Origin of the sequence: Actinomadura sp. 7K534, from assembly GCF_004348575.1 — a bacterium.
Taxonomy (GTDB): domain Bacteria; phylum Actinomycetota; class Actinomycetes; order Streptosporangiales; family Streptosporangiaceae; genus Spirillospora; species Spirillospora livida.
This window is the reverse complement of the sequence record NZ_SMKB01000043.1, coordinates 1-18,832: the sequence shown is the minus strand read 5'-3', so window position 1 is coordinate 18,832 and position 18,832 is coordinate 1. Positions and strand designations below refer to the sequence as shown.

Annotated in this window: 17 protein-coding genes; 6 read left to right on the top strand and 11 right to left on the bottom strand. The window is 67.9% G+C overall.

Annotation, left to right across the window (positions count from 1 at the left end; translation table 11 throughout):
* Nucleotide 1 precedes the first annotated feature (1 nt).
* Complete coding sequence (locus tag E1266_RS11910) at nucleotides 2-1,162, bottom strand: thiolase family protein (protein ID WP_132046397.1); 1,161 nt, start codon at nucleotides 1,160-1,162, stop codon at nucleotides 2-4.
* A gap of 719 nt (nucleotides 1,163-1,881) precedes the next feature.
* Here E1266_RS11910 and E1266_RS11905 point away from each other — a divergent pair.
* The 4 genes from E1266_RS11905 (at nucleotide 1,882) to E1266_RS11890 (ending at nucleotide 5,166) form a co-directional block, all read left to right on the top strand.
* Nucleotides 1,882-2,406: a hypothetical protein gene (locus tag E1266_RS11905; protein WP_132046396.1), complete on the top strand. Its 525-nt coding sequence runs from the start codon at nucleotides 1,882-1,884 to the stop codon at nucleotides 2,404-2,406.
* A gap of 86 nt (nucleotides 2,407-2,492) precedes the next feature.
* Nucleotides 2,493-4,232: an ABC transporter ATP-binding protein gene (locus E1266_RS11900; protein WP_132046395.1), complete on the top strand. Its 1,740-nt coding sequence runs from the start codon at nucleotides 2,493-2,495 to the stop codon at nucleotides 4,230-4,232.
* A complete protein-coding gene (locus E1266_RS11895) occupies nucleotides 4,220-4,648 on the top strand; it encodes a S26 family signal peptidase (RefSeq protein ID WP_347876715.1) in 429 nt (142 codons plus the stop codon). Before E1266_RS11900 ends, E1266_RS11895 begins: the two co-directional genes overlap by 13 nt.
* Nucleotides 4,645-5,166: a MauE/DoxX family redox-associated membrane protein gene (locus tag E1266_RS11890; RefSeq protein ID WP_132046394.1), complete on the top strand. Its 522-nt coding sequence runs from the start codon at nucleotides 4,645-4,647 to the stop codon at nucleotides 5,164-5,166. Before E1266_RS11895 ends, E1266_RS11890 begins: the two co-directional genes overlap by 4 nt.
* Here the strand turns inward: E1266_RS11890 and E1266_RS11885 are convergent.
* The 10 genes from E1266_RS11885 to pip all read right to left on the bottom strand — a co-directional run bounded on the left by E1266_RS11885 (nucleotide 5,135) and on the right by pip (nucleotide 14,647).
* Entirely contained in the window at nucleotides 5,135-5,881 is a 747-nt protein-coding gene (locus E1266_RS11885; RefSeq protein WP_165966038.1) for a response regulator transcription factor, read from the bottom strand. The two genes, E1266_RS11890 and E1266_RS11885, sit on opposite strands and share 32 nt — an antisense overlap.
* A gap of 411 nt (nucleotides 5,882-6,292) precedes the next feature.
* Nucleotides 6,293-7,231 (bottom strand): ectoine/hydroxyectoine ABC transporter ATP-binding protein EhuA, encoded by a 939-nt coding sequence (gene ehuA / locus E1266_RS11880; RefSeq protein ID WP_132046392.1) that lies wholly within the window; start codon nucleotides 7,229-7,231, stop codon nucleotides 6,293-6,295.
* On the bottom strand, nucleotides 7,218-7,871 hold the full coding sequence (gene ehuD, locus E1266_RS11875; RefSeq protein ID WP_132046391.1) for an ectoine/hydroxyectoine ABC transporter permease subunit EhuD: 654 nt from the start codon (nucleotides 7,869-7,871) through the stop codon (nucleotides 7,218-7,220). The genes ehuA and ehuD overlap by 14 nt, the downstream gene beginning before the upstream one ends.
* Entirely contained in the window at nucleotides 7,871-8,587 is a 717-nt protein-coding gene (gene ehuC, locus E1266_RS11870; protein ID WP_132046390.1) for an ectoine/hydroxyectoine ABC transporter permease subunit EhuC, read from the bottom strand. Before ehuC ends, ehuD begins: the two co-directional genes overlap by 1 nt.
* 4 nt (nucleotides 8,588-8,591) lie before the next feature.
* Nucleotides 8,592-9,485, bottom strand: a complete 894-nt coding sequence (gene ehuB, locus E1266_RS11865) for an ectoine/hydroxyectoine ABC transporter substrate-binding protein EhuB (RefSeq protein WP_132046389.1) — start codon at nucleotides 9,483-9,485, stop codon at nucleotides 8,592-8,594.
* A gap of 105 nt (nucleotides 9,486-9,590) precedes the next feature.
* The gene (thpD, locus tag E1266_RS11860) at nucleotides 9,591-10,499 is read right to left on the bottom strand and encodes an ectoine hydroxylase (protein WP_132046388.1); all 909 of its coding nucleotides are present in this window, start codon (nucleotides 10,497-10,499) and stop codon (nucleotides 9,591-9,593) included.
* Nucleotides 10,496-10,891 (bottom strand): ectoine synthase, encoded by a 396-nt coding sequence (locus E1266_RS11855; RefSeq protein WP_131982395.1) that lies wholly within the window; start codon nucleotides 10,889-10,891, stop codon nucleotides 10,496-10,498. The genes thpD and E1266_RS11855 overlap by 4 nt, the downstream gene beginning before the upstream one ends.
* A 314-nt stretch (nucleotides 10,892-11,205) precedes the next feature.
* The gene (gene ectB / locus E1266_RS11850) at nucleotides 11,206-12,468 is read right to left on the bottom strand and encodes a diaminobutyrate--2-oxoglutarate transaminase (protein WP_132046387.1); all 1,263 of its coding nucleotides are present in this window, start codon (nucleotides 12,466-12,468) and stop codon (nucleotides 11,206-11,208) included.
* A gap of 50 nt (nucleotides 12,469-12,518) precedes the next feature.
* Nucleotides 12,519-13,067, bottom strand: coding sequence for a diaminobutyrate acetyltransferase (gene ectA / locus E1266_RS11845; RefSeq protein ID WP_132046386.1), 549 nt, complete (start codon nucleotides 13,065-13,067; stop codon nucleotides 12,519-12,521).
* Nucleotides 13,068-13,663: 596 nt separating this feature from the next.
* On the bottom strand, nucleotides 13,664-14,647 hold the full coding sequence (gene pip, locus E1266_RS11840) for a prolyl aminopeptidase (protein WP_132046385.1): 984 nt from the start codon (nucleotides 14,645-14,647) through the stop codon (nucleotides 13,664-13,666).
* Between the two features lie 384 nt (nucleotides 14,648-15,031).
* Here pip and E1266_RS11835 point away from each other — a divergent pair, with 384 nt between their 5' ends.
* Together E1266_RS11835 and E1266_RS11830 are read left to right on the top strand one after the other, a co-directional pair.
* Nucleotides 15,032-16,825 (top strand): hypothetical protein, encoded by a 1,794-nt coding sequence (locus E1266_RS11835; protein WP_132046384.1) that lies wholly within the window; start codon nucleotides 15,032-15,034, stop codon nucleotides 16,823-16,825.
* A gap of 411 nt (nucleotides 16,826-17,236) precedes the next feature.
* A partial coding sequence (locus E1266_RS11830) for a CTP synthase (protein WP_132046383.1) occupies nucleotides 17,237-18,832 on the top strand: 1,596 nt, incomplete at its 3' end.

Below are 18,832 nucleotides of genomic sequence, written 5' to 3'. Positions count from 1 at the left end.
CTCAGGCCCCCTTCTCGTGCGGGCTGACGATGAGGGTCGAATGGTGGTCGAGGATGCCGCCGTTGCCGCTGACGAGGATCACGTCGTTGGCCGGGACCTGCCGCTCGCCGCCGTCCCCGCGCGCCTGGATGACGGCCTCCGACACGGGCGTCATGCCCCACATGTAGTACGCCGAGAGCTGCCCGCCGCCGGTGTTGGTCGGCAGCGACCCGCCGGGGCCGAGCGCGCCGGACGCGGCGAACGCGCCGCCCTCGCCCTTGGCGCAGAAGCCGTAGTCCTCCAGCGACACCAGGACCGTGTAGGTGTAGCAGTCGTACAGCTCGCACGCGGTGACGTCGTCGGTGGTGATCCCGGCCATCTTCATCGCCGTCGCGCCCGAGGAGGCCGCGCCGGTCGTCAGGCCGAACTCGCTGCCGCGCTCCTTGCGGTGCCCGGGGTGGCCCTGCCCCCAGCCCCACAGGTGGACGGGCGGCCGCGCGAGGTCCCGCGCCCGGTCCGCGCCCGTGACCACGACGGCGATCGCGCCGTTCGAGACGAGGCAGCAGTCCAGCAGGTGCAGCGGCTCGGACACCCAGCGGGACGCCTGGTGGTCCTCGAGGGTGATCGGGTCGCGCATCTGGGCGAGCGGGTTGCGGGCGGCCCACTCGCGGGTCGACACCGCGATCGCGCCGAGCTGCTCGCTGGTGGTGCCGTACCGGGTCATGTGCCGCTGGGCGGCGAGGGCGTAGAAGGAGTTGACGCTGCGCAGCCCGAGCGCCGCCGTCATGCCGCCGAACCCGTACCACTCGCGGGCGTCGCGGTTGTAGGCCGACCCGGCGGACTTCTTCGGCTTCAGCGGCGCGTCCGCGAACACGCAGGCGACGGTGGTCGCCGTCCCGCTCAGTACCGCCGTCGCCGCGTACGACAGCATCGCGCCCGCGGTCGCGCCGAACGCGTTGACCTGGGAGAGCAGCCGCAGGTCGCGGAGCCCGAGCGCGCCGGCCAGCTCGATGCCGGGGGAGCCGCCCATGCCGTGGCTGACGAGCAGCCCGTCCAGGTCGCCGAGCGCGAGCCCCGCGTCGGCGACGGCGAGGCGCACCGCGTCGGCGGCCAGCCGCCGCGGGCTGCGCCCGTACACCCTGCCGAGCTCGGTCATGCCGAGCCCCACGATCGATGTGCCCATCACTGTGCCCCTCCGCCACTCATGCCGCCACGGTACCGAATGACGTTCGGTGTAATCCACGGCAGGGCCGGGCCAAGATCCGGAGGGCGGCGCGCTCGCCCGGACCGCGCTCCGGCACGCCGGCGGGGACGCCGCGGTGGGCGAAACGGGCGCGCAACGTCGCGCTTCGCGGGGATGTCGAAAGAGGTCGAGTGCGGTCAAGTTCGGACTGCGCCGATAGTTGACATCGCAGGCCGCAATGCATCAAAGGTTTACCGTCGCCTCAAACCTTTTGTCGATTGCTTTGAAATGAGTACGCACTAATATGCGACGAAGCGGTCATGAAAGTCGTGGCCGAACATGTCTGGAAAGGTGCTCGATGAGAATCGTCGAAAGGGTGGCCGACAGTCTGCTGGGCATTTTCGTCCCAACGGAGACGGTGAGTGCCGACCCGTGCTACTTCAGCCACGAAACCTGCAGGATCGTGGCATTCGACCCGATGGGCAACATGCGGCTCGAGTACTGCCGGGTCTACACCGGAGGCTGCGCGAACAGCTGCTACTACGTCGTGAGCCCGAACGGTTGCTGGGCCTGATCGGCCACAGCTAGCAGTCACCGGAGCGCCAGCCGATGCTCCCGGTCGGTCGGAGGCGAGCCGCTCTTCGGATCAGGAATCGCCGAAGAGCGGCCTGCTCGTCTTCCTTACATGCCTGTACCCCCGAAGAGAGAAGTCGTCTGCTATGTCGGTACTCGTCGTTTGGACCGCTTGCATCGGAATCCTGTGCCTCCTGAATCTTCTCCTGACTTACGGCCTGATACGAAAAGTGCGAGCGATGCAGTCGCGCCACTCCGCGGAGAGACCGGAGGTCAGCTTCCCCGTCGGTGCCGAGGTGCAGGAGTTCTCTGCGGTCACGACCGCGAACGACGTGCTCGACCGGGCCTCTTTCACGTCCCCGACCCTGATCGCCTTCCTGTCTCCGGACTGCGAGCCCTGTCAGGCGATCTTGCCGGAGTTCGTCGCGCAGGCATCGACAAGAGAGCGGCCGGCGGTCGCGGTCGTGCTGGGCTCACCCGACCGGGCCGGACAATGGGCGGAATCCCTCGAAGAAGTCTGCCCGGTAGTGATCGAGACCCCGGGGGCCGCGATGAGTGCGGCGTTCGGCATCAAGGGAACGCCCGCGGTCCTGACGGTGGAGAACGGGCGGATCGTCGGCACCGGGTTGCCGGTGGATGCCCGGTCCGGCACCGGCCTCACGACTGAATGAGCGCGGTAGGAAAGCCTGGACGCACAAGCGGATACAAGAGTGTTCTCGCCATTCTTGCACTCGCCTGGCAGGTGGGTTCCTCGTGGATGGCGCTCATCACACTTCTGACACTCGCCCTTGCCGCGGTTCCCGTCGCCACCGGATGGGTCACCAGGCTAATCATAAACCAGTTGACCGAACCTGCCTCGGTTTCCTCCGCGGCGGCCCTGTCGCTTGGTGCCGTCCTTGCGGCATTGGGTCTTCTGGCGACGGCCGGCGGCGCCTTTCGCAGCTATATGACCACGGAGTTGAGCAGGAGGATCAGCCTCCGCGCCCAAGACAATCTGTTCTGCGCGGTGAATCGCTACGTCGGTCTGAAGAACTTCGAGAATCCCGGTTTCCTGGATCGGCTGCGCCTCGCCGTCAACGAAGGGCGTTCAGGGCCGAGTCAGGTGAGCGAGACGCTGCTCGGGCTCCTCGGCAGCGTCGCGACCATCGTCGGGTTCCTGGGGTCGCTGCTGATCATCAGTCCGGTGATGGCCATTCTGGTGTTCAGTGGCGCCATACCTGTCTTCATCGCGGAGCTCAAATTGTCAAGGCAGCGCGCCGCCATGATGCAGAGACTTGCCGCTGCCCAGCGCAAGGAGGTCTTCTATAGTCACCTGATGTCGAATGTCCAAGCGGCCAAAGAGATTCGGCTATTCGGCATAGGCAACTTCCTGCATGGACGGATGCTGCGCGAACTCAGCCACATGAACACCGAAAATCAGGGTATGGACCGTCGCCAGCTCCATGCGCAGATCGGTCTCAGTTCGCTCAGTGCACTGGTCTCCGGGGGAGCGCTCGTCTGGGTGGTCATCAATACGCGGCACGGAAACCTGACGGTCGGCGACCTGGCGCTCTTCGTTGCCGCTGTGGCGGGGGTCCAGAATGGTTTGACGATGACGGTCGCTCAGGTGATGTCAATCCATCAGCGCCTGCTCCTCTTCGAGAACTATATGACCATCGTGAACTCCGAACCGGACCTGCGAACCACAGAGAACCGGCCAGCGGAACCTGCGGGGACGATCGAACTGAAAGACGTGTGGTTCCGTTACGGGCCGGAGCACCCCTGGATCCTGCAAGGTGTCAACCTCACGATTCCCTACGGCACGAGTGTCGGGGTAGTGGGCACGAACGGGACCGGGAAAAGTACTCTGGTAAAACTGATATGCCGCTTCTATGACCCGGATAAGGGGGCGATTCTGTGGAACGGTGTTGACATCCGGCAGATCGACCCGGAGACGTTGCGCCATCGGATATCGGCGGTGTTCCAGGATTTCATGTGCTACGACATGACCGTTACCGAGAACATCGGCTTGGGAGATCTCGACCGGCGCGATGACACCGAGGCCATCGAGGGGGCGGCCCACCGCGGAGGGGCCCATGAGCTGGTCATGGCGCTCCCACGCGGCTTCGACACCCTGATCAGCCGCATCTTCTTCCAGGATGACGGCGACTCGCAGGGAGTGATGCTGTCCGGTGGGCAGTCCCAGCGCCTGGCGATCGCGCGGGCGATGTTTCGGGCCGACCGCGACCTGCTCATCCTCGACGAGCCCGTCTCCGCTTTGGACGCGAAGGCCGAGCACGAACTACATGAACGATTGGCTCGGTACTGGAAAGGCCGGACACGAGTTCTCACTTCGCACCGGCTGGGCGTAATGCGGCACGTGGACCTGGTGGTGGTCCTGCATCAGGGCAGCATAGTCGAGCAGGGATCGCACGATGAACTGATCAAGCGTGCCGGCAGGTACGCGGACCTTTTCGAACTCCAAAGCGCCGACTATGATCGCGAATGGAATTCCTAATGCCTGTTAAGGGGATATTGGTAGGCGTCCTGGCGATTGCTGGAAGTGCGGTGTTCGTGCGAAGTAGACTGCTCATCGCCGAGGTCTCCGGACCGAGTATGGCGCCGACGCTGGTCCCTGGTGACCGCGTACTCACGTATCGCACCGCCGGCCGCCCCGTCTTTGCTCCCGGGCAGGTCGTCGTGCTTCGCGACCCGGACCGCGCGGCGAGCCGACGTCCGGGACTATGGCTCATCAAGAGGGTCGTCGCCGTCGGCGGGCAAGCCGCGCCCGCCGGCCTGCCCGCCGACGTCGTGCCGGTGGGCCACCTGGTCGTTCTGGGAGACAACGGTCGGCTCAGCCGCGACTCCAGATGCTTCGGTTTCGTACCGATGACCGATGTGGTGGGCCGTGCCATAAGGAAGATGGGATCGTGACGGGGGTCGTATCGATCGGCTGCGGCGTCCTCTTGAGCTCCATACTCGCGGCATCGGTCCTGGGAAAGGTTCGAAACCTGCCGAGCTTAATGAACTCGCTGATCGCCCTGGGCTTCGCCAGGGGCCGCGTCAGTTCCTGTTTGGCGGGTATGGCGCTGGTCGCAGAGGCGGGCACGCTCGGCATCTTCATCGTGTCCCCGGTCGCCGGGCGAGAGGCGGCCTTTCTGGCCTTCGCGCTCTCCACGGGTTTGCTCACGGCCTTCACACTGACGATCATCATTGCGCTCAAGCGAGGGCTGATCGTCCGATGTGCATGCTTCGGCAAGGGCGGTGAAGTGTTCTCTCGCCGTCATGTAGCGCGCAATATGGCGCTGGTGCTGGCCGCGCTTGCCGGTGGCGGGGCCACCGCCTGCATGGGAGAGGTGGACTGGAGACTTGTTCCTGGACCAGTTCTGACCGGCATCGTGGGGGCGACATTCTTGATCTTTATTGACGACCTGGTCGATCTGTTCTCCTGAACAGGTCGTACTCGACGTGCGGGTCTCGTCGCGCGACTACGCGCCTCCCCCGGAGATATCTCGGCACCAGCAGGCCGGTCTCATATGCGAACACGATGGTCTGCGCCCGACTCGAGAGACTGAGTTTCGACATGAGCCGGTGCAGATGCGTCTTCACGGTTGCTTGACTCACTCCCATATGGCTGGCGATCTCCGGGTTCGAGAGTCCCTTGACGGCCATCCAGAAGATTTCTTCTTCCCGTCGGGTCAGCTTGTCGATCATCGAGTCCCGGCCCTCCGTGGGATCGCGTGTGTCCGGGCCTCCATTTTCTGACAAGCCGGATGCCAGTTGTCGTGGCAGGATCACATTACCGGCCGACACGGCGTGTACTGCGTGGATCATCTCCTCGGGAGTGGTTTCCCTGCAAAGAAGGCCGGCTATTCCCGTTCGCACTGCGTGAGCGACGTGCTCGGATTCGAGCGAATCGGTTAAAAGTATGATGCGTGGTCCGTCGTAGCCCGAGCTGGCGAGGATGCGCTCGGTCGCCGTGCTGCCCTGTGCGATCGAGGACACGTCCATGACAACGATGTCGGGGCGGGCGGCGACGGACTCGACGATGAGTTGCTCGAGGTTCTCGACATCATTGACGACACTTATGCCGTCCACGTGATTGAACAGGGAGGTCAGGCCGAACCGGGCGAGCGGATCCTCAATGCCGATAAGTGTCCTGATCACCTTATCGAAGCTCCCGTCTGCGCGTCGAGGTGGACGATGAGGCGACCTCAATGAAAGACGGGGTTGCGACAGTATGCAACCCGCACCGCTTTTCTGGGGGAGTGTAGGTGTGCGGATGAGGGCGGTAAACAGCACAGATGATCTTCACGGTGGCCGGATGTGGACACGGGGATTGGCCGGTCGCCGCCGCGGTGAAATGCCGGTGCGAGGTCGTCGCGGTGCAGCGCGGCATTCGCCTGTTCGAAGCATTGCGGAATACACGACTTAATTACGGCGACGCATGCAAAGGGGCTGCCCGGCTCTGCCGGACAGCCCCTTTCGGTAGATCCTTATTGCTGTGCCCACGGAGAAGACGATCCGCTGGACCGTCCTGGACGTGCCACGCCACCGGACCGGTACCGGATGCGTTGGTCAGGAGGCCAGGACCGCCTGCAGGAAGTCCCGGGTGCGCTGCTCGGCCGGCTCGCCGAAGATCTGGTCCGGGGGACCCTCCTCGACGATCTGGCCCTGGTCGAACATCAGGACCCGGTCCGAGATGTCCTTGGCGAAGGCCATCTCGTGGGTGACGCACAGCAGGGTGAGGTCGCTCTGCCGGGCGATGTCGCGCAGCAGGTCCTGGACGCCCACGACGAGCTCGGGGTCCAGGGCGGAGGTGACCTCGTCCAGCAGCAGCACCCTCGGCTGCATGGCGAGCGCCCGCGCGATCGCCACCCGCTGCTGCTGGCCGCCCGACAGCTGCGTCGGGTGCGCATTGATCTTGTCGGCGAGGCCGACCAGGTCCAGCAGGCTCCTGGCGCGCTCGACCGCCTCGTCCTTCGACACCCCGAGCACGCGCACCGGCCCCTCGGTGAGGTTGCGCAGCACGTTCATGTTCGGGAACAGGTTGAACTGCTGGAACACCATGCCGACCTGCTTGCGCATCTCGTGCAGGTGCCTCTGGTTGGCCGGGACGCGCTTGCCGTCCCGGTCCATGTGCCACAGCGTCTGGTCGCCGATCCAGATGACGCCCTCGTCGAGGGTCTCCAGCGTCATCAGCAACCGCAGGATGGTGGTCTTGCCCGACCCGCTCGGCCCGATGAGCGTCACCCGCTCGCCGGGCTCCACGGTGAAGTCGAGCTCGCGGAGCACGACGTTGCTGCCGAACCGCTTGACCACCTTCTCGAAGCGGATGCCGGGCGCGCCGCCCCGCGGGAGGTCCGCGGCCGGCCTGCCCCCGGCCGCGTCCTCCTTGCGCGTGGAGACGCTCTTGCCCGCCGGGTCCTTGGCGCCCTCGGGGGCGTCCTCCGGTGTCGAGCCGCGCTTGGGGTCCTGGGGCGTCGGTGCTTCTGGCGTGGTGTCAGTGGGTGGCATAGCGACTCTCCAAGCGGCGGACCAGTATCGAGGATATGACGCTGACCAAGACGAACAACAGGCCGACCATGGTGATCGGCTCCAGGAACTGCAGGGTCCGCGCCCCCACCTGGTAGGCGGAGAAGAGCAGTTCCGTGACATTGATCGCCAGCAGCATCGGCGAGTCCTTGAACATCGCGATCAGGTAGTTGCCGAGCGTCGGGATCACGCGGCGGATCGCCTGCGGCAGGATGACGTCCACCCAGACCCGCGACTTGGGCAGGTTCAGCGCGGTGCACGCCTCCCACTGCCCCTTCGGCACGTCGGCGATGCCCGCCCGGTACACCTCGGCCGTGTAGGTCGAGTAGTGGATCCCGAGCGTGATGATGCCCGCGGTGAGCGGTCCGAGCGTGATGCCCCACGCGGGCAGGACGAAGAAGACGAAGTACAGCTGCGGGATCAGCGGCGTCGACCTGATGAACTCGGTGACCCACCGGACCGTCTGGTTGACGGCCGTGTACGGCGTGCGGCGCAGCAGCGTCCACACCAGGCCGAGGATCAGGGCGATCACGTAGCCGACCAGGGTGGCGGTGATCGTGTAGCGCAGCCCGTGCAGCAGGTCCGGGATGATCTCGCCCGTGTATTGCCAGTCCCAGGTCATCAGCCCGACACCCCCGCTCCGGGAGCGCCGGCCGCGATCGTCCCGAGCGACGGCTCACTGGGGAGCCTGCGTCCCAGCATGCGGTCCACGCGGCGCTCCGCGTAGCGGACGAGCAACTGCAGCAACTGCGCGATGACGAAGTACAGGACGAGCACCACCGTGAACGCCGCGATCGTCTCGCCGGTGCTGCCCTGGATGTTCTTCGACACGCGGGTGAGGTCGACCAGGCCGACGAGGGAGACGATGGCCGTCGCCTTCATCAGCTCGATGATCAGGTTGCCGAACGGCGGCAGCATCAGCGCGACGGCCTGCGGCAGCAGGACGCGCCGCATCCGCTGGTAGGGCGTGAAATTGAGTGCCACCGTCGCCTCGAACTGCGCCCTGGGCACGGCCTTGATCGAGCCGCGGACCACCTCCGCGCCGTAGGCGCCGACGTTCATGCCGAGCGCCAGGACCGCGGCGAACATGGTGGTGAACCGCAGCCCGATCAGGGGCAGCGCGTAGAAGAACCAGTACAGCAGGACCAGCGTCGCGGTCCCGCGGAAGAACTCCACGTAGACCCGGTTGAGGACGCGTACCCACGCGTGGCGCGAGGTGCCCGCCATCCCGAAGACGAGGGCGAGCACCAGCGCCAGCACGCCGCCGTACACGGTGAGCTGGAAGGTGAGCCACGCACCTTCCAGCCACTGTTCCCAGCTGCCGAGGACATCCCCCACGGGATCAGCCCTGGCAGAACTTGGCGGCGGTGTCCTCTGGGCCGGGCATCTCGGCCTCGGTGAAGCCGAACGGCTGCAGGACCGGCAGCAGCTTGTTCTCCTGCTTCAGCTTCTCGAGCTGCTCGTTCCAGGCGTTCACCAGGTCGGTGTCGGCCTTGCGGAACGCGAACGCGCCGGCGCCGAACTGCTCCTTGCCGTCGATGACCGGGGTGAACGCCTCGGTGACCTCATAGCCCTCGCCCTCGTGCTTGGACAGCAGGTCGGCGAGGGAGATGCGGGTCAGCCAGATCGCGTCGATGCGTCCGGCCTTGAGCGCCTCGTAGGCGCTCGGCGGGTCGGCGTACGTCTTGATATTGCCCTTGGAGACGCCGGTCTTCTCGGCGTAGTCCCCCTCGACCGCGCCGGTGAGGACGCCGACCTTGGCGTCCTTCTCGGCCGGGTCCTTTGCGCCCTCCAGGCCCATCGGGTTGCCTTCCTTGACCATGAAGGCGCTCTTGGCGACGTACTCGGGGTCGGCGAACGCCGCGGACGCGCAGCGCTCGGGTGTGATGAACATGCCGGCGGCGATCGCGTCGAACCGCTTGGCGTTGAGCCCGCCGATCAGGCCGCCGAAGTCGACCTGTACGCCCTTGATCTCGTCGATGCCGAGTTCCTTGAAGATGACGCGGGCCAGCTCGGGCGCCTCGCCGGTCAGCTTGCCGGACTGGTCGGTGAAGCCGTACGGGGGCTCGTTGGCGAAGCCGACAGTGATCGTCCCGGCCTCCCTGGCCTTCTCCAGCGTCCCGCCGCCGGACCGCTCCTCTTCCGGATCCGTCGTGGAGCAGCCCGCCGCGGCCAGCGGTACCGCGGCGGACAGCAGCACGGCGGTACGGAGGAAGTCGCGTCTCGAGGAAGTCATCATCGATCTCCTGATGGGTGCGCTCCCGCGCCCGGGGGAGGCCGGCGCGGCCTCCCCCGGGCGCGGGAGCAGAGGTGGGTCGGGTTATCGAATTGTTGTATTCATTCAGTCGCCCACGGGCGTGAAGTCGCGGGCGCCGATGAACTCCGGGCGGGGTGCCGGTGCCGAGAACGGCTCGACACACGCGTTCTCGACGCTGTTGAACACGATGAACACGTTGGAGCGCGGGAACGGGGTGATGTTCCCGTTCGAGCCGTGCATGCAGTTGCAGTCGAACATGGTGGCAGAGCCCGCAGCCCCTGTGAACAGCTCGATCCCGTGCTTCTCGGCGAGGATCGACAGGCTGCTGGGGTCGGGCGTCCCGATCTCCTGCCCGCGCAGGGACTCCTTGTAGTGGTCGTCCGGCGTCTCCCCGACGCACGCCACGAAGGTCTTGTGGGAACCGGGCATAATCATTAGCCCGCCATTGTGCACGAAATTCTCCGTGAGCGCGATGGATATGCTCACCGCGCGCATCCGGGGCATGCCGTCCTCGGCGTGCCACGTCTCGAAGTCCGAGTGCCAGTAGAAGTCCTTGCCGTTGAAGCCCGGCTTGTAGTTGACCCGGCTCTGGTGGACGTACACGTCGGAGCCGAGCAGCTGCCGGGCCCGGCCGACGACGCGGGGGTCGCGGACGAGGCGGGCGAAGACCTCACTGATCTTGTGGATCTCGAAGATCGAGCGGACCTCGTCCGAACCGCGCTCGGTGACCGTGCGCTCGTCGGCGAGGATCTGCGGGTCCGCGGACAGCCGGCGCAGCTCGGCGCGGTAGTCCTCGACCTCCTCCGGCGAGATCAGCCGGTCGACCGTCAGGAAGCCGTCGGCCTCGTAGGAGTCGAGGGTGGAGCGGTCGATCGGGCCGTCCTCCGGCGCGCCGTAGACGACGGGGTCCTGCCGGTACAGCAGCGCCGCCTCGGCGGCCTTCCGGGTGGGGTAGGTGTCGTCGATCGTCGGATGCGACTCGATGATGCTCATGCGTCCTCCTCCGTCAGCAGCGGGTATACGCCGTTCTCGTCATGGACCTCCCGGCCGGTGACGGGCGGGTTGAACACGCAGACGGTCCGCACGTCGGTGTGCGCCCTGAGGGTGTGGTGCTCGTGCTGGTCCAGCAGGTACATCACGCCCGGCTCGATCTTGTGCTTCTCGCCGGTCTCGTCGTTGGTCAGCTCTCCCTGGCCCTCGATGCAGTAGACGGCCTCGACGTGGTTCGCATACCACATCTTCGTCTCGGTCCCCGCGTACAGGATCGTCTCGTGCATCGAGAAGCCGACGCCCTCCTTGGCGAGGACGAACCGGCGGCTGCACCACGTGGGCGCCTGCACGTCCCGCTCGGTGCCGATGATCTCGTCAAGGGAACGAACGATCATGAATCTCCTCTTTCCGGCTGTGCCCGGGGACCGGGGCCCGCGCAGGGCCCGGTGCCGCTCGGGCGGTGTTCGCTGGGGTCGTCCTCGTCGCGTTTCACTCGGGTCGCCGGACCGCGTCCGCCAGGTATGTGCCCGGTCAGGCCTTGATCGTCCCGGGGCACCCGGTCAGGCGGCCCCCGCCGTCCGGAGCCGGACGGCTCAGCAGGCCCGAGGCGACCCGGAACGACCCGGGGGTGTCCCGGCAGGTCCGGAGCGGTGCGAGCGGCTCAGCGGGCCGCTGACGGCCCGTTATGACCCAATGTGGGCGGAAATGCTCAGACGGCCACCTTCTGGCGGACGGCCTCCAGCGAGTCCGAGATGATCTCCAGCCCCTGGCCCAGCTCGGCCTCGGTCGTGGTGAGCGGCGGCAGCAGCTTGACCACCTCGCCCTCCGGACCGGAGGTCTCCATCAGCAGCCCGCGCTCGAACGCCTCGGCGCACACCTTCGGCGCCATCTCGGCGTCGTTCATCACCAGGCCCCACGCGAGGCCGCGGCCGCGGACGGAGTCGACGGCGCCGGCGTGCGTGATCGCGATCGACTCCAGGGCCGCCTGGACCTGCTGGCCCTTGGCGAGCGTCTCCTTCTCCATGTCGTCGCCGCCCCAGTAGTCCTCGAGCGCGCCGACGGCGGTGACGAACGCGGGGTTGAAGCCGCGGAAGGTGCCGTTGTGCTCTCCCGGGTCCCACACGTCCAGCTCGCGCTTCATCAGCGTGATCGCGAACGGCAGCCCGTAGCCGCTGAGCGACTTGGACAGGCAGACGATGTCCGGGGTGATCCCGGCCTCCTCGAAGCTGAAGAACGACCCGGTGCGGCCGCAGCCCATCTGCACGTCGTCGACGATGAGCAGGATCTCGTGCCGGCGGCACAGGTCCGCCAGGCCGCGCAGCCACTCCGGGGTGGCGACGTTGATGCCGCCCTCGCCCTGGACGGTCTCCACGATCACGGCGGCGGGCTTGTCCAGGCCGCTGCCGCTGTCGTCCAGCATCGTGTCGAACAGCAGGAAGTCGGGCGTCCGGCCGTCCAGGTAGTTGTCGTAGGGCATCGCGACCCCGTGGCCGAGCGGTACGCCGGCGCCGGTGCGCTTCATCGAATTGCCCGTCACGGCGAGGGCGCCGAGCGTCATGCCGTGAAAGGCGTTGGTGAAGCTGACGACCGTCTCGCGGCCGGTGTACTTGCGGGCGAGTTTCAGCGCCGCCTCGACCGAGTTGTTGCCCGCGGGCCCGGGGAACTGGACCTTGTAGTCGAGTCCCCGCGGCTGGAGCACGTACTCGTTGAACCGTTCCAGGAACTCCCGCTTGGCGGAGCTGTACATGTCGAGGCTGTGGACGATGGCGTCGCTCGCGAGGTAATCCATCAGCCGCCGTTTCAGCTGCGGGTTGTTGTGCCCGTAGTTGAGCGTTCCGGCACCGGCGAAGAAATCGAGGTAGCTTTTACCGTTCTCGTCGGTCATGTAGCTGCCCCTCGCGGTGGTGAACACCGTGGGCCAGCTGCGGCAGTAACCGCGCACTTCCGATTCCAGGCTGGCGAAAACGTCCATGTCTGCCTCCAGGCAGGTCGTCGTGGGGGAGCGGACTGGGATGTGATGGATCAGTTCGCGTCGGTGATCGGGCCGATCCGGAAGAGCACCTCGGGCTCGTGTCCCCCGTCGGGGAAGTGCTCCGTGCCGAACAGCGGACTGCGGGCGACCTCGCAGCCGCGGTCCCGGGCGAACGATTCGAACATCGCGGTGGAAGCGGTGTTGTCCGGGGTCACCGTGGCCTCCATGAACCGGTGCCCGCGCGGGGCGAGCCGGTCGGCGAGGTGGTCGAGCATGCGGCGGGCGAGGCCCTGGCCGCGATGGTCGTGGTCTACGGCGACCTGCCACACGAAGAACGTGTCGGGCCGGGACGGGCGGACGTAGCCGGTGATGAACCCACAGGGAGCGCCGGCGTCGCATGCCACCACGGAAGTGTCCGCGAAATCGCGGCACCAGAGCGTGTAGCTGTACGGCGAGTTGACGTCCAGGACTTGCGAGTCCCGGGCCATCCGCCAGAGCTCTGGGCCGTCGGAGAGGCTCGGCTCCTGGAGTTGCACGTCCGCGTTCGTCTCGTTCGGACCGGGGCGTCGGGTCGGTGATTCCAGGGGTTGCGCTGCCATGTCCAGGCAATTTAGCGAATCTCGCGCCGTGATCGCAGAGGAATGTTATCTGCGAGATGTTTAGCGGTCCGGTCCGCTGGGTAGGGTAATAGGCTTTGTCGAATTGGGTGCAATTCGCGAGGGCCCTGCGCGGGCGCTTCCGCGCATTTCTCCGTGTTACGCAGGTGTTACTGGCGAACCCGCGGCCGGACGTGCCGGGACGCTTCCTGAACGTCAGCTTAATGTTTTGTCGTGACCGCGCGAGGGGTTTTGTGTATCGGTTGTGTGAGGTAAGTCACACAAATTCACTGTGAACGTCCCGGGTGCGGCGGACGTCACGTCGCATCGCGCGAGGTCGTCCGGTCGCGGGCGTGCTGGGACGCGTGTGGAGCAAGGCGTTGGCGCGGGTTCTGGGAGTCCCCGTCCCTGCCCTTCAAGGGGCAGGTTCACTCACGAACGGGTAAGAGCGGGATGGCTGAAAGGTAAGGAATCAGGTGTTTCGGTCACGAGGAGACCGGCCGGGGCGCGGCATGGGCGCCGCGCCGGCACCGTTTACGGACATGTCACAAGTGGGTTACGTGACCCATCCGATTCTGGTCGGATTCCGCGGTCCCTGCCTATGTCGCTTCCGGACGGCCGTTTCCCGCGAAGCGGTCGGTCGCCTCGATCAGGTGATGCAGGATTCCCGGCTCGTTGAAGGCGTGCCCGGCGTCGTCGACGATGTGGAACTCCGCCTCAGGCCACGCGCGGTGGAGGTCCCAGGCGGTCGCGACCGGCGTGCACACGTCGTACCGGCCCTGGACGATGACGGCCGGGATGTCGCGGATCCTGTCAACGTCGCGGATGAGCTGCTCCTCCTCGAAGAACCCCTCGTTCATGAAGTAGTGGTTCTCGATGCGGGCGAACGCCACCGCGTAGTCCGGCTCGCCGAACGCCCCGGCCAGCTCCGGGTCGGGCCGCAGCGTGATCGTGGAGCCCTCCCACGTCGACCACGCCTTCGCCGCCGCGACGCGCACGTCCCGGTCCGGGGAGTTGAGCCGCTCGTGGAACGCCGAGATGAGGTCCTCCCGCTCGTCCTCGGGGATCGGCTCCAGGTACTTCTCCCAGAGGTCGGGGAACAGCAGCGACGCACCCTCCTGGTAGAACCAGTACAGCTCGAACGGCCGCAGCGTGAAGATGCCGCGCAGCACCAGCTCGGTCACCCGCTCCGGATGCGTCTGCGCGTACGCCAGCGACAGCGCGCTGCCCCAGCTCCCGCCGAACACCAGCCACCGCTCGATGCCCAGGTGCTCGCGGAGCCGTTCCATGTCGGCCACCAGGTTCCAGGTGGTGTTCGCCTCCAGCGACACCTCCGGGTCCTTCGCGTGCGGCAGGCTCCGGCCGCAGTTGCGCTGGTCGAACAGGACGATCCGGTACCTCTCGGGATCGAACTGCCTGCGGTGCGCCGGGCTGCACCCGGCGCCCGGCCCGCCGTGCAGCATGACCGCGGGCTTCCCCTCGGGGTTCCCGCACACCTCCCAGTAGAGTCGGTTGCCGTCGCCGACGTCGAGCAGCCCGGAGTCGTACGGCTCGATGGGCGGATACAGGGTGCGAAGCTCCATGGAGCGCGATTGTCCCACCCGTCACACCGTCCCGCGCGGTGTGACCCGCGGCACCCGCCGGGCCCGCCGCGGACGGCCCGCACTGGCCCCGAGCAGGGACGCCGTGTGCGCGGATACCCTGCGAGGATCAAGAAAGTAAACCCCAAACTGGGCAAAGGTTCCGCTGGTCGCGACTAGAGTGCCTTCAGTGAGCGAAGCGACGAGGCGCAGGGCCGGTGGCGGAGCGAACGAGATGTGCAGACCTACCCCCGCGAACGCGGCCGGACGCCGCCCGGCGAGGAGACGCGTGAGCGAGATGACGAGCCGCCGGGCGAGGATCGCCGCGAGCGGGACGAGCAGGGCCATGGCGTTCACGTGGCACCGAGCCGTGAGGCGAGGAGAGCAGTGAGTGAGCTGAACGGATCGGGCGGTTCCCGCGGAGTCCCGGACGCGGGTTCCCCCTGGAACGCGATGGGGCGCGACCCGAACCGCGCACCCGAGGCGCCGGTGCCGGCCGCCCAGCAGCCGATCCAGATGTCCAAACCCGCCCAGCAGCAGCCGCAGCAGGCCCAGCAGCCGCCCCACCAAGCACCGCAGGGGCAGCACGGCCGCCAGGGCCGTCCCGGCGAACTCGTGCGCGCCGAGCTCGTGCGCGCCGAACTCGAGAAGCCCGAGGCCCAGCCCTGGGACATGGTCGAGCGGCTCCGCCAGATGGCCGACCTCATCGGCGACGCGCTCGCCGCCGGTGAGCGCAAGGTCAGCGAGGTGCAGAGCGAGATCGCCTCGCAGGTCGCGGCCGTCGCCGCGGAGAAGGAGACGGCCCAGCGTGACGCGGCGGCCGCCTGGGGCGAGGTTCAGCGCGCCCGCGGCCAGGCCGAGCAGGCCGAGCGCCGCGCCGTGGAGGCCGAGCGCCGCCTGAACGATGCGCAGAACGAGGTCGCCTCGCAGGTCGCGGCCGTCGCCGCGGAGAAGGAGGCCGCCCAGCGTGACGCGGCGGCCGCCTGGGGCGAGGTTCAGCGCGCCCGCGGCCAGGCCGAGCAGGCCGAGCGCCGCGCCGTGGAGGCCGAGCGCCAGTTCGCCGACGCCGACCGCCGCATCGCCGAGGTCCAGAACGAGGCCGTCACGCAGATCGCCGCGCTCCAGGCCGAGAAGGAGAACGCGCAGCGGGACGCCGCCGCCGCGTGGAACCAGGCGCAGCAGGGCCGCGCCCAGGCCGACCAGGCCCGCGGCCAGGCCGAGCAGGCGCGCGTCCAGGCCGACCAGGCCCGCGCGCAGGCCGAGCAGACCCGCGCGCAGATGGAGCAGGTGCAGGGCCAGGTCGAGCAGGCCGAGCGCCGCGTCGCCGAGGCCGAGGCCACCGTCCGGCAGGCCATCCAGCAGCGCGACGCCATGAGCGAGGCCCGCGACGACGCGCTCCGCGCCGTCGAGGAGGCCGTCACCGGGCGCCGCTCCGCCGAGGCGGAACGCGACCGCGTGGCCGAGCAGGCCGGCGATCTGTCACGCAGCCTGGAGGCCGCCCACGCCGAGCTGTCGGCGCTGCGCGCCAAGGTCACCGACGCCGAGATGACCGCCCAGAACCTGCAGCACGCCGTCGTCGCGGCCGGGAAGGAGACCGACGAGTCCCGCCGCCGCGCCGAGGTCGCCGAGCACCGCGCCCAGGAGAACGAGCGCCGCGCCATCGAGGCGGAGCGCCGCGCGCAGGAGGCCGAGCGCCGCTTCCAGGAGGCCGTGGGACGGGCCGAGAACGCCGAGGCCGAGCGCCAGCAGGCCCTCGACACCGCCTCGCACTCGCTGGAGGCCGCCAAGAAGGCCGAGCGCGAGCGCGACGGCAACGCCAAGGCCAAGGAGGCCGCCGAGCGGGCCCGCGAGGCCGCCGTCCAGGCCCAGGCACGCGCCGAGTCGGAGCTGACCCTGGCCCGCGGCCGCGCCGACCAGGCCGGCCGCGAACGCGACAAGGCCGTCGCGGCCATGCGCCAGATGGCCGCCGAACGCGACGCCATCGCCGAGAAGCTGGCCGAACGCGACCAGTGGGTGGATCAGCTGGCCCAGGCCGTCACCGAGCAGCGCGCCCAGATCGCCGAACTCTCCCAGGAACGCGACGCCGCCCGCACCGCCGCCGACCAGGCCCGCTCCCTGATCGACGAACTGACCCGCCAACTCCGCACCATAATGCCCACCGCCGCCACCCCCCGCCTCTGACCACCCAGCACAGGCACAGACCAACCTGCGACAACGTCAACGCCTGCGCTCACGTTCGCAGCCGGCTTCCACACCTGCCAGAAGACCGGCCACGAAGCGAGCGGAGGGTCGCTGGCCGGGAGCAGAGGGGTCTTTGCGGACGCTGCTGCATCAGCCACCGCCGCAACCCCGCAACAACCAGAACCGTCGCGATCGCGTCCGAAGGCAGGTTTCGAGCCTGCGAGAAACCTGATCGCGCAGCGAGCCCCTGGGCGAGCCGGAGCGATGCAGCGATCGCACGCATTGCCCGCCGAAGGAGGGCCCCCAGGGCCCGACGCCAAGGGCAATGCAAACAAGCACAGCAAATGCAATAAGCTGAGAGCCCGTGGACAGTGCGTTGTCCGCCTCGCAACGACCACGGGAGCATCTTCTTTGCCTTCGGCAGCCACTGGTAGCTCGCGGCCTACCAAGCATCTCTTCGTCACGGGCGGTGTCGCCTCCAGCCTCGGCAAGGGGCTGACGGCGTCCAGCCTCGGGCGGCTTCTGGCCCTTCGCGGCCTCCGCGTCACGATGCAGAAGCTCGACCCCTACCTCAACGTCGACCCCGGCACGATGAACCCGTTCCAGCACGGTGAGGTCTTCGTCACCGACGACGGCGCGGAGACCGATCTGGACATAGGCCACTACGAGCGGTTCCTCGACACGGAGCTGCACGGGTCGGCGAACGTCACCACCGGGCAGGTCTACTCGAACGTGATCGCCAAGGAGCGGCGCGGGGAGTACCTCGGCGACACCGTGCAGGTCATTCCGCACATCACCAACGAGATCAAGGACCGGATCATCGGGATGGGCGCCGACGGCGACGTCGACATCGTCATCACCGAGGTGGGCGGGACGGTCGGCGACATCGAGTCGCTGCCGTTCCTGGAGTCGGTCCGCCAGATCCGGCACGAGATCGGCCGGGACAACTGCTTCTTCCTGCACGTGTCCCTGCTGCCCTACATCGGCCCGTCCGGGGAGCTGAAGACCAAGCCGACGCAGCACTCGGTCGCGGCGCTGCGCTCCATCGGCATCCAGCCCGACGCGATCGTGTGCCGGTCCGACCGGCCGATCACCGACGGGCTCAAGCACAAGATCAGCCTGATGTGCGACGTCGACCGGGAGGCCGTGGTGTCGGCGGTCGACGCGGCGTCGATCTACGACATCCCGAAGGTGCTGCATTCCGAGGGCCTGGACGCGTACGTGGTGCGGCGGCTGGACCTGCCGTTCCGCGACGTGGACTGGGGCGCGTGGGACGAGCTGCTGCGGCGCGTCCACAAGCCGGCCCGCGAGGTCACGATCGCGCTGGTCGGCAAGTACATCGACCTGCCCGACGCGTACCTGTCGGTGACGGAGGCGCTGCGGCACGGCGGGTTCGGCAACGACGCCAAGGTCCACATCCGGTGGGTGAAGAGCGACGACTGCGAGACCCCCGAGGGCGCCAAGCGGGAGCTGGACGGCGCCGACGGCGTGCTCATCCCCGGCGGGTTCGGGGTGCGGGGGATCGAGGGCAAGCTCGGCGCGGTGCGGCACGCGCGGGAGAACCGGGTCCCGCTCCTCGGGATCTGCCTCGGTCTGCAGTGCATGGTGATCGAGGCGGCGCGGACGCTGGCCGGGCTCACCGGCGCGGGCAGCGCCGAGTTCGACGCCGCCACCGCCCACCCGGTCGTCGCGACGATGGCCGACCAGGTGGACGTGGTCGCCGGCGAGCGGGACATGGGCGGGACGATGCGGCTCGGCCTCTACCCGGCCGACCTCGCCGAGGGGTCGATCGTCCGGGAGCTGTACGGCGAGGCGAAGGTGTCGGAGCGGCACCGGCACCGCTACGAGGTCAGCAACGCCTACCGGGACCGGCTGGCGGAGTCCGGGCTGAGGTTCTCCGGCCTGTCGCCCGACGGCCGCCTGGTCGAGTACGTCGAGCTGCCCCGCGAGCAGCACCCGTTCTTCGTCGGCACGCAGGCGCACCCGGAGTTCCGGCTGTCTCTTATA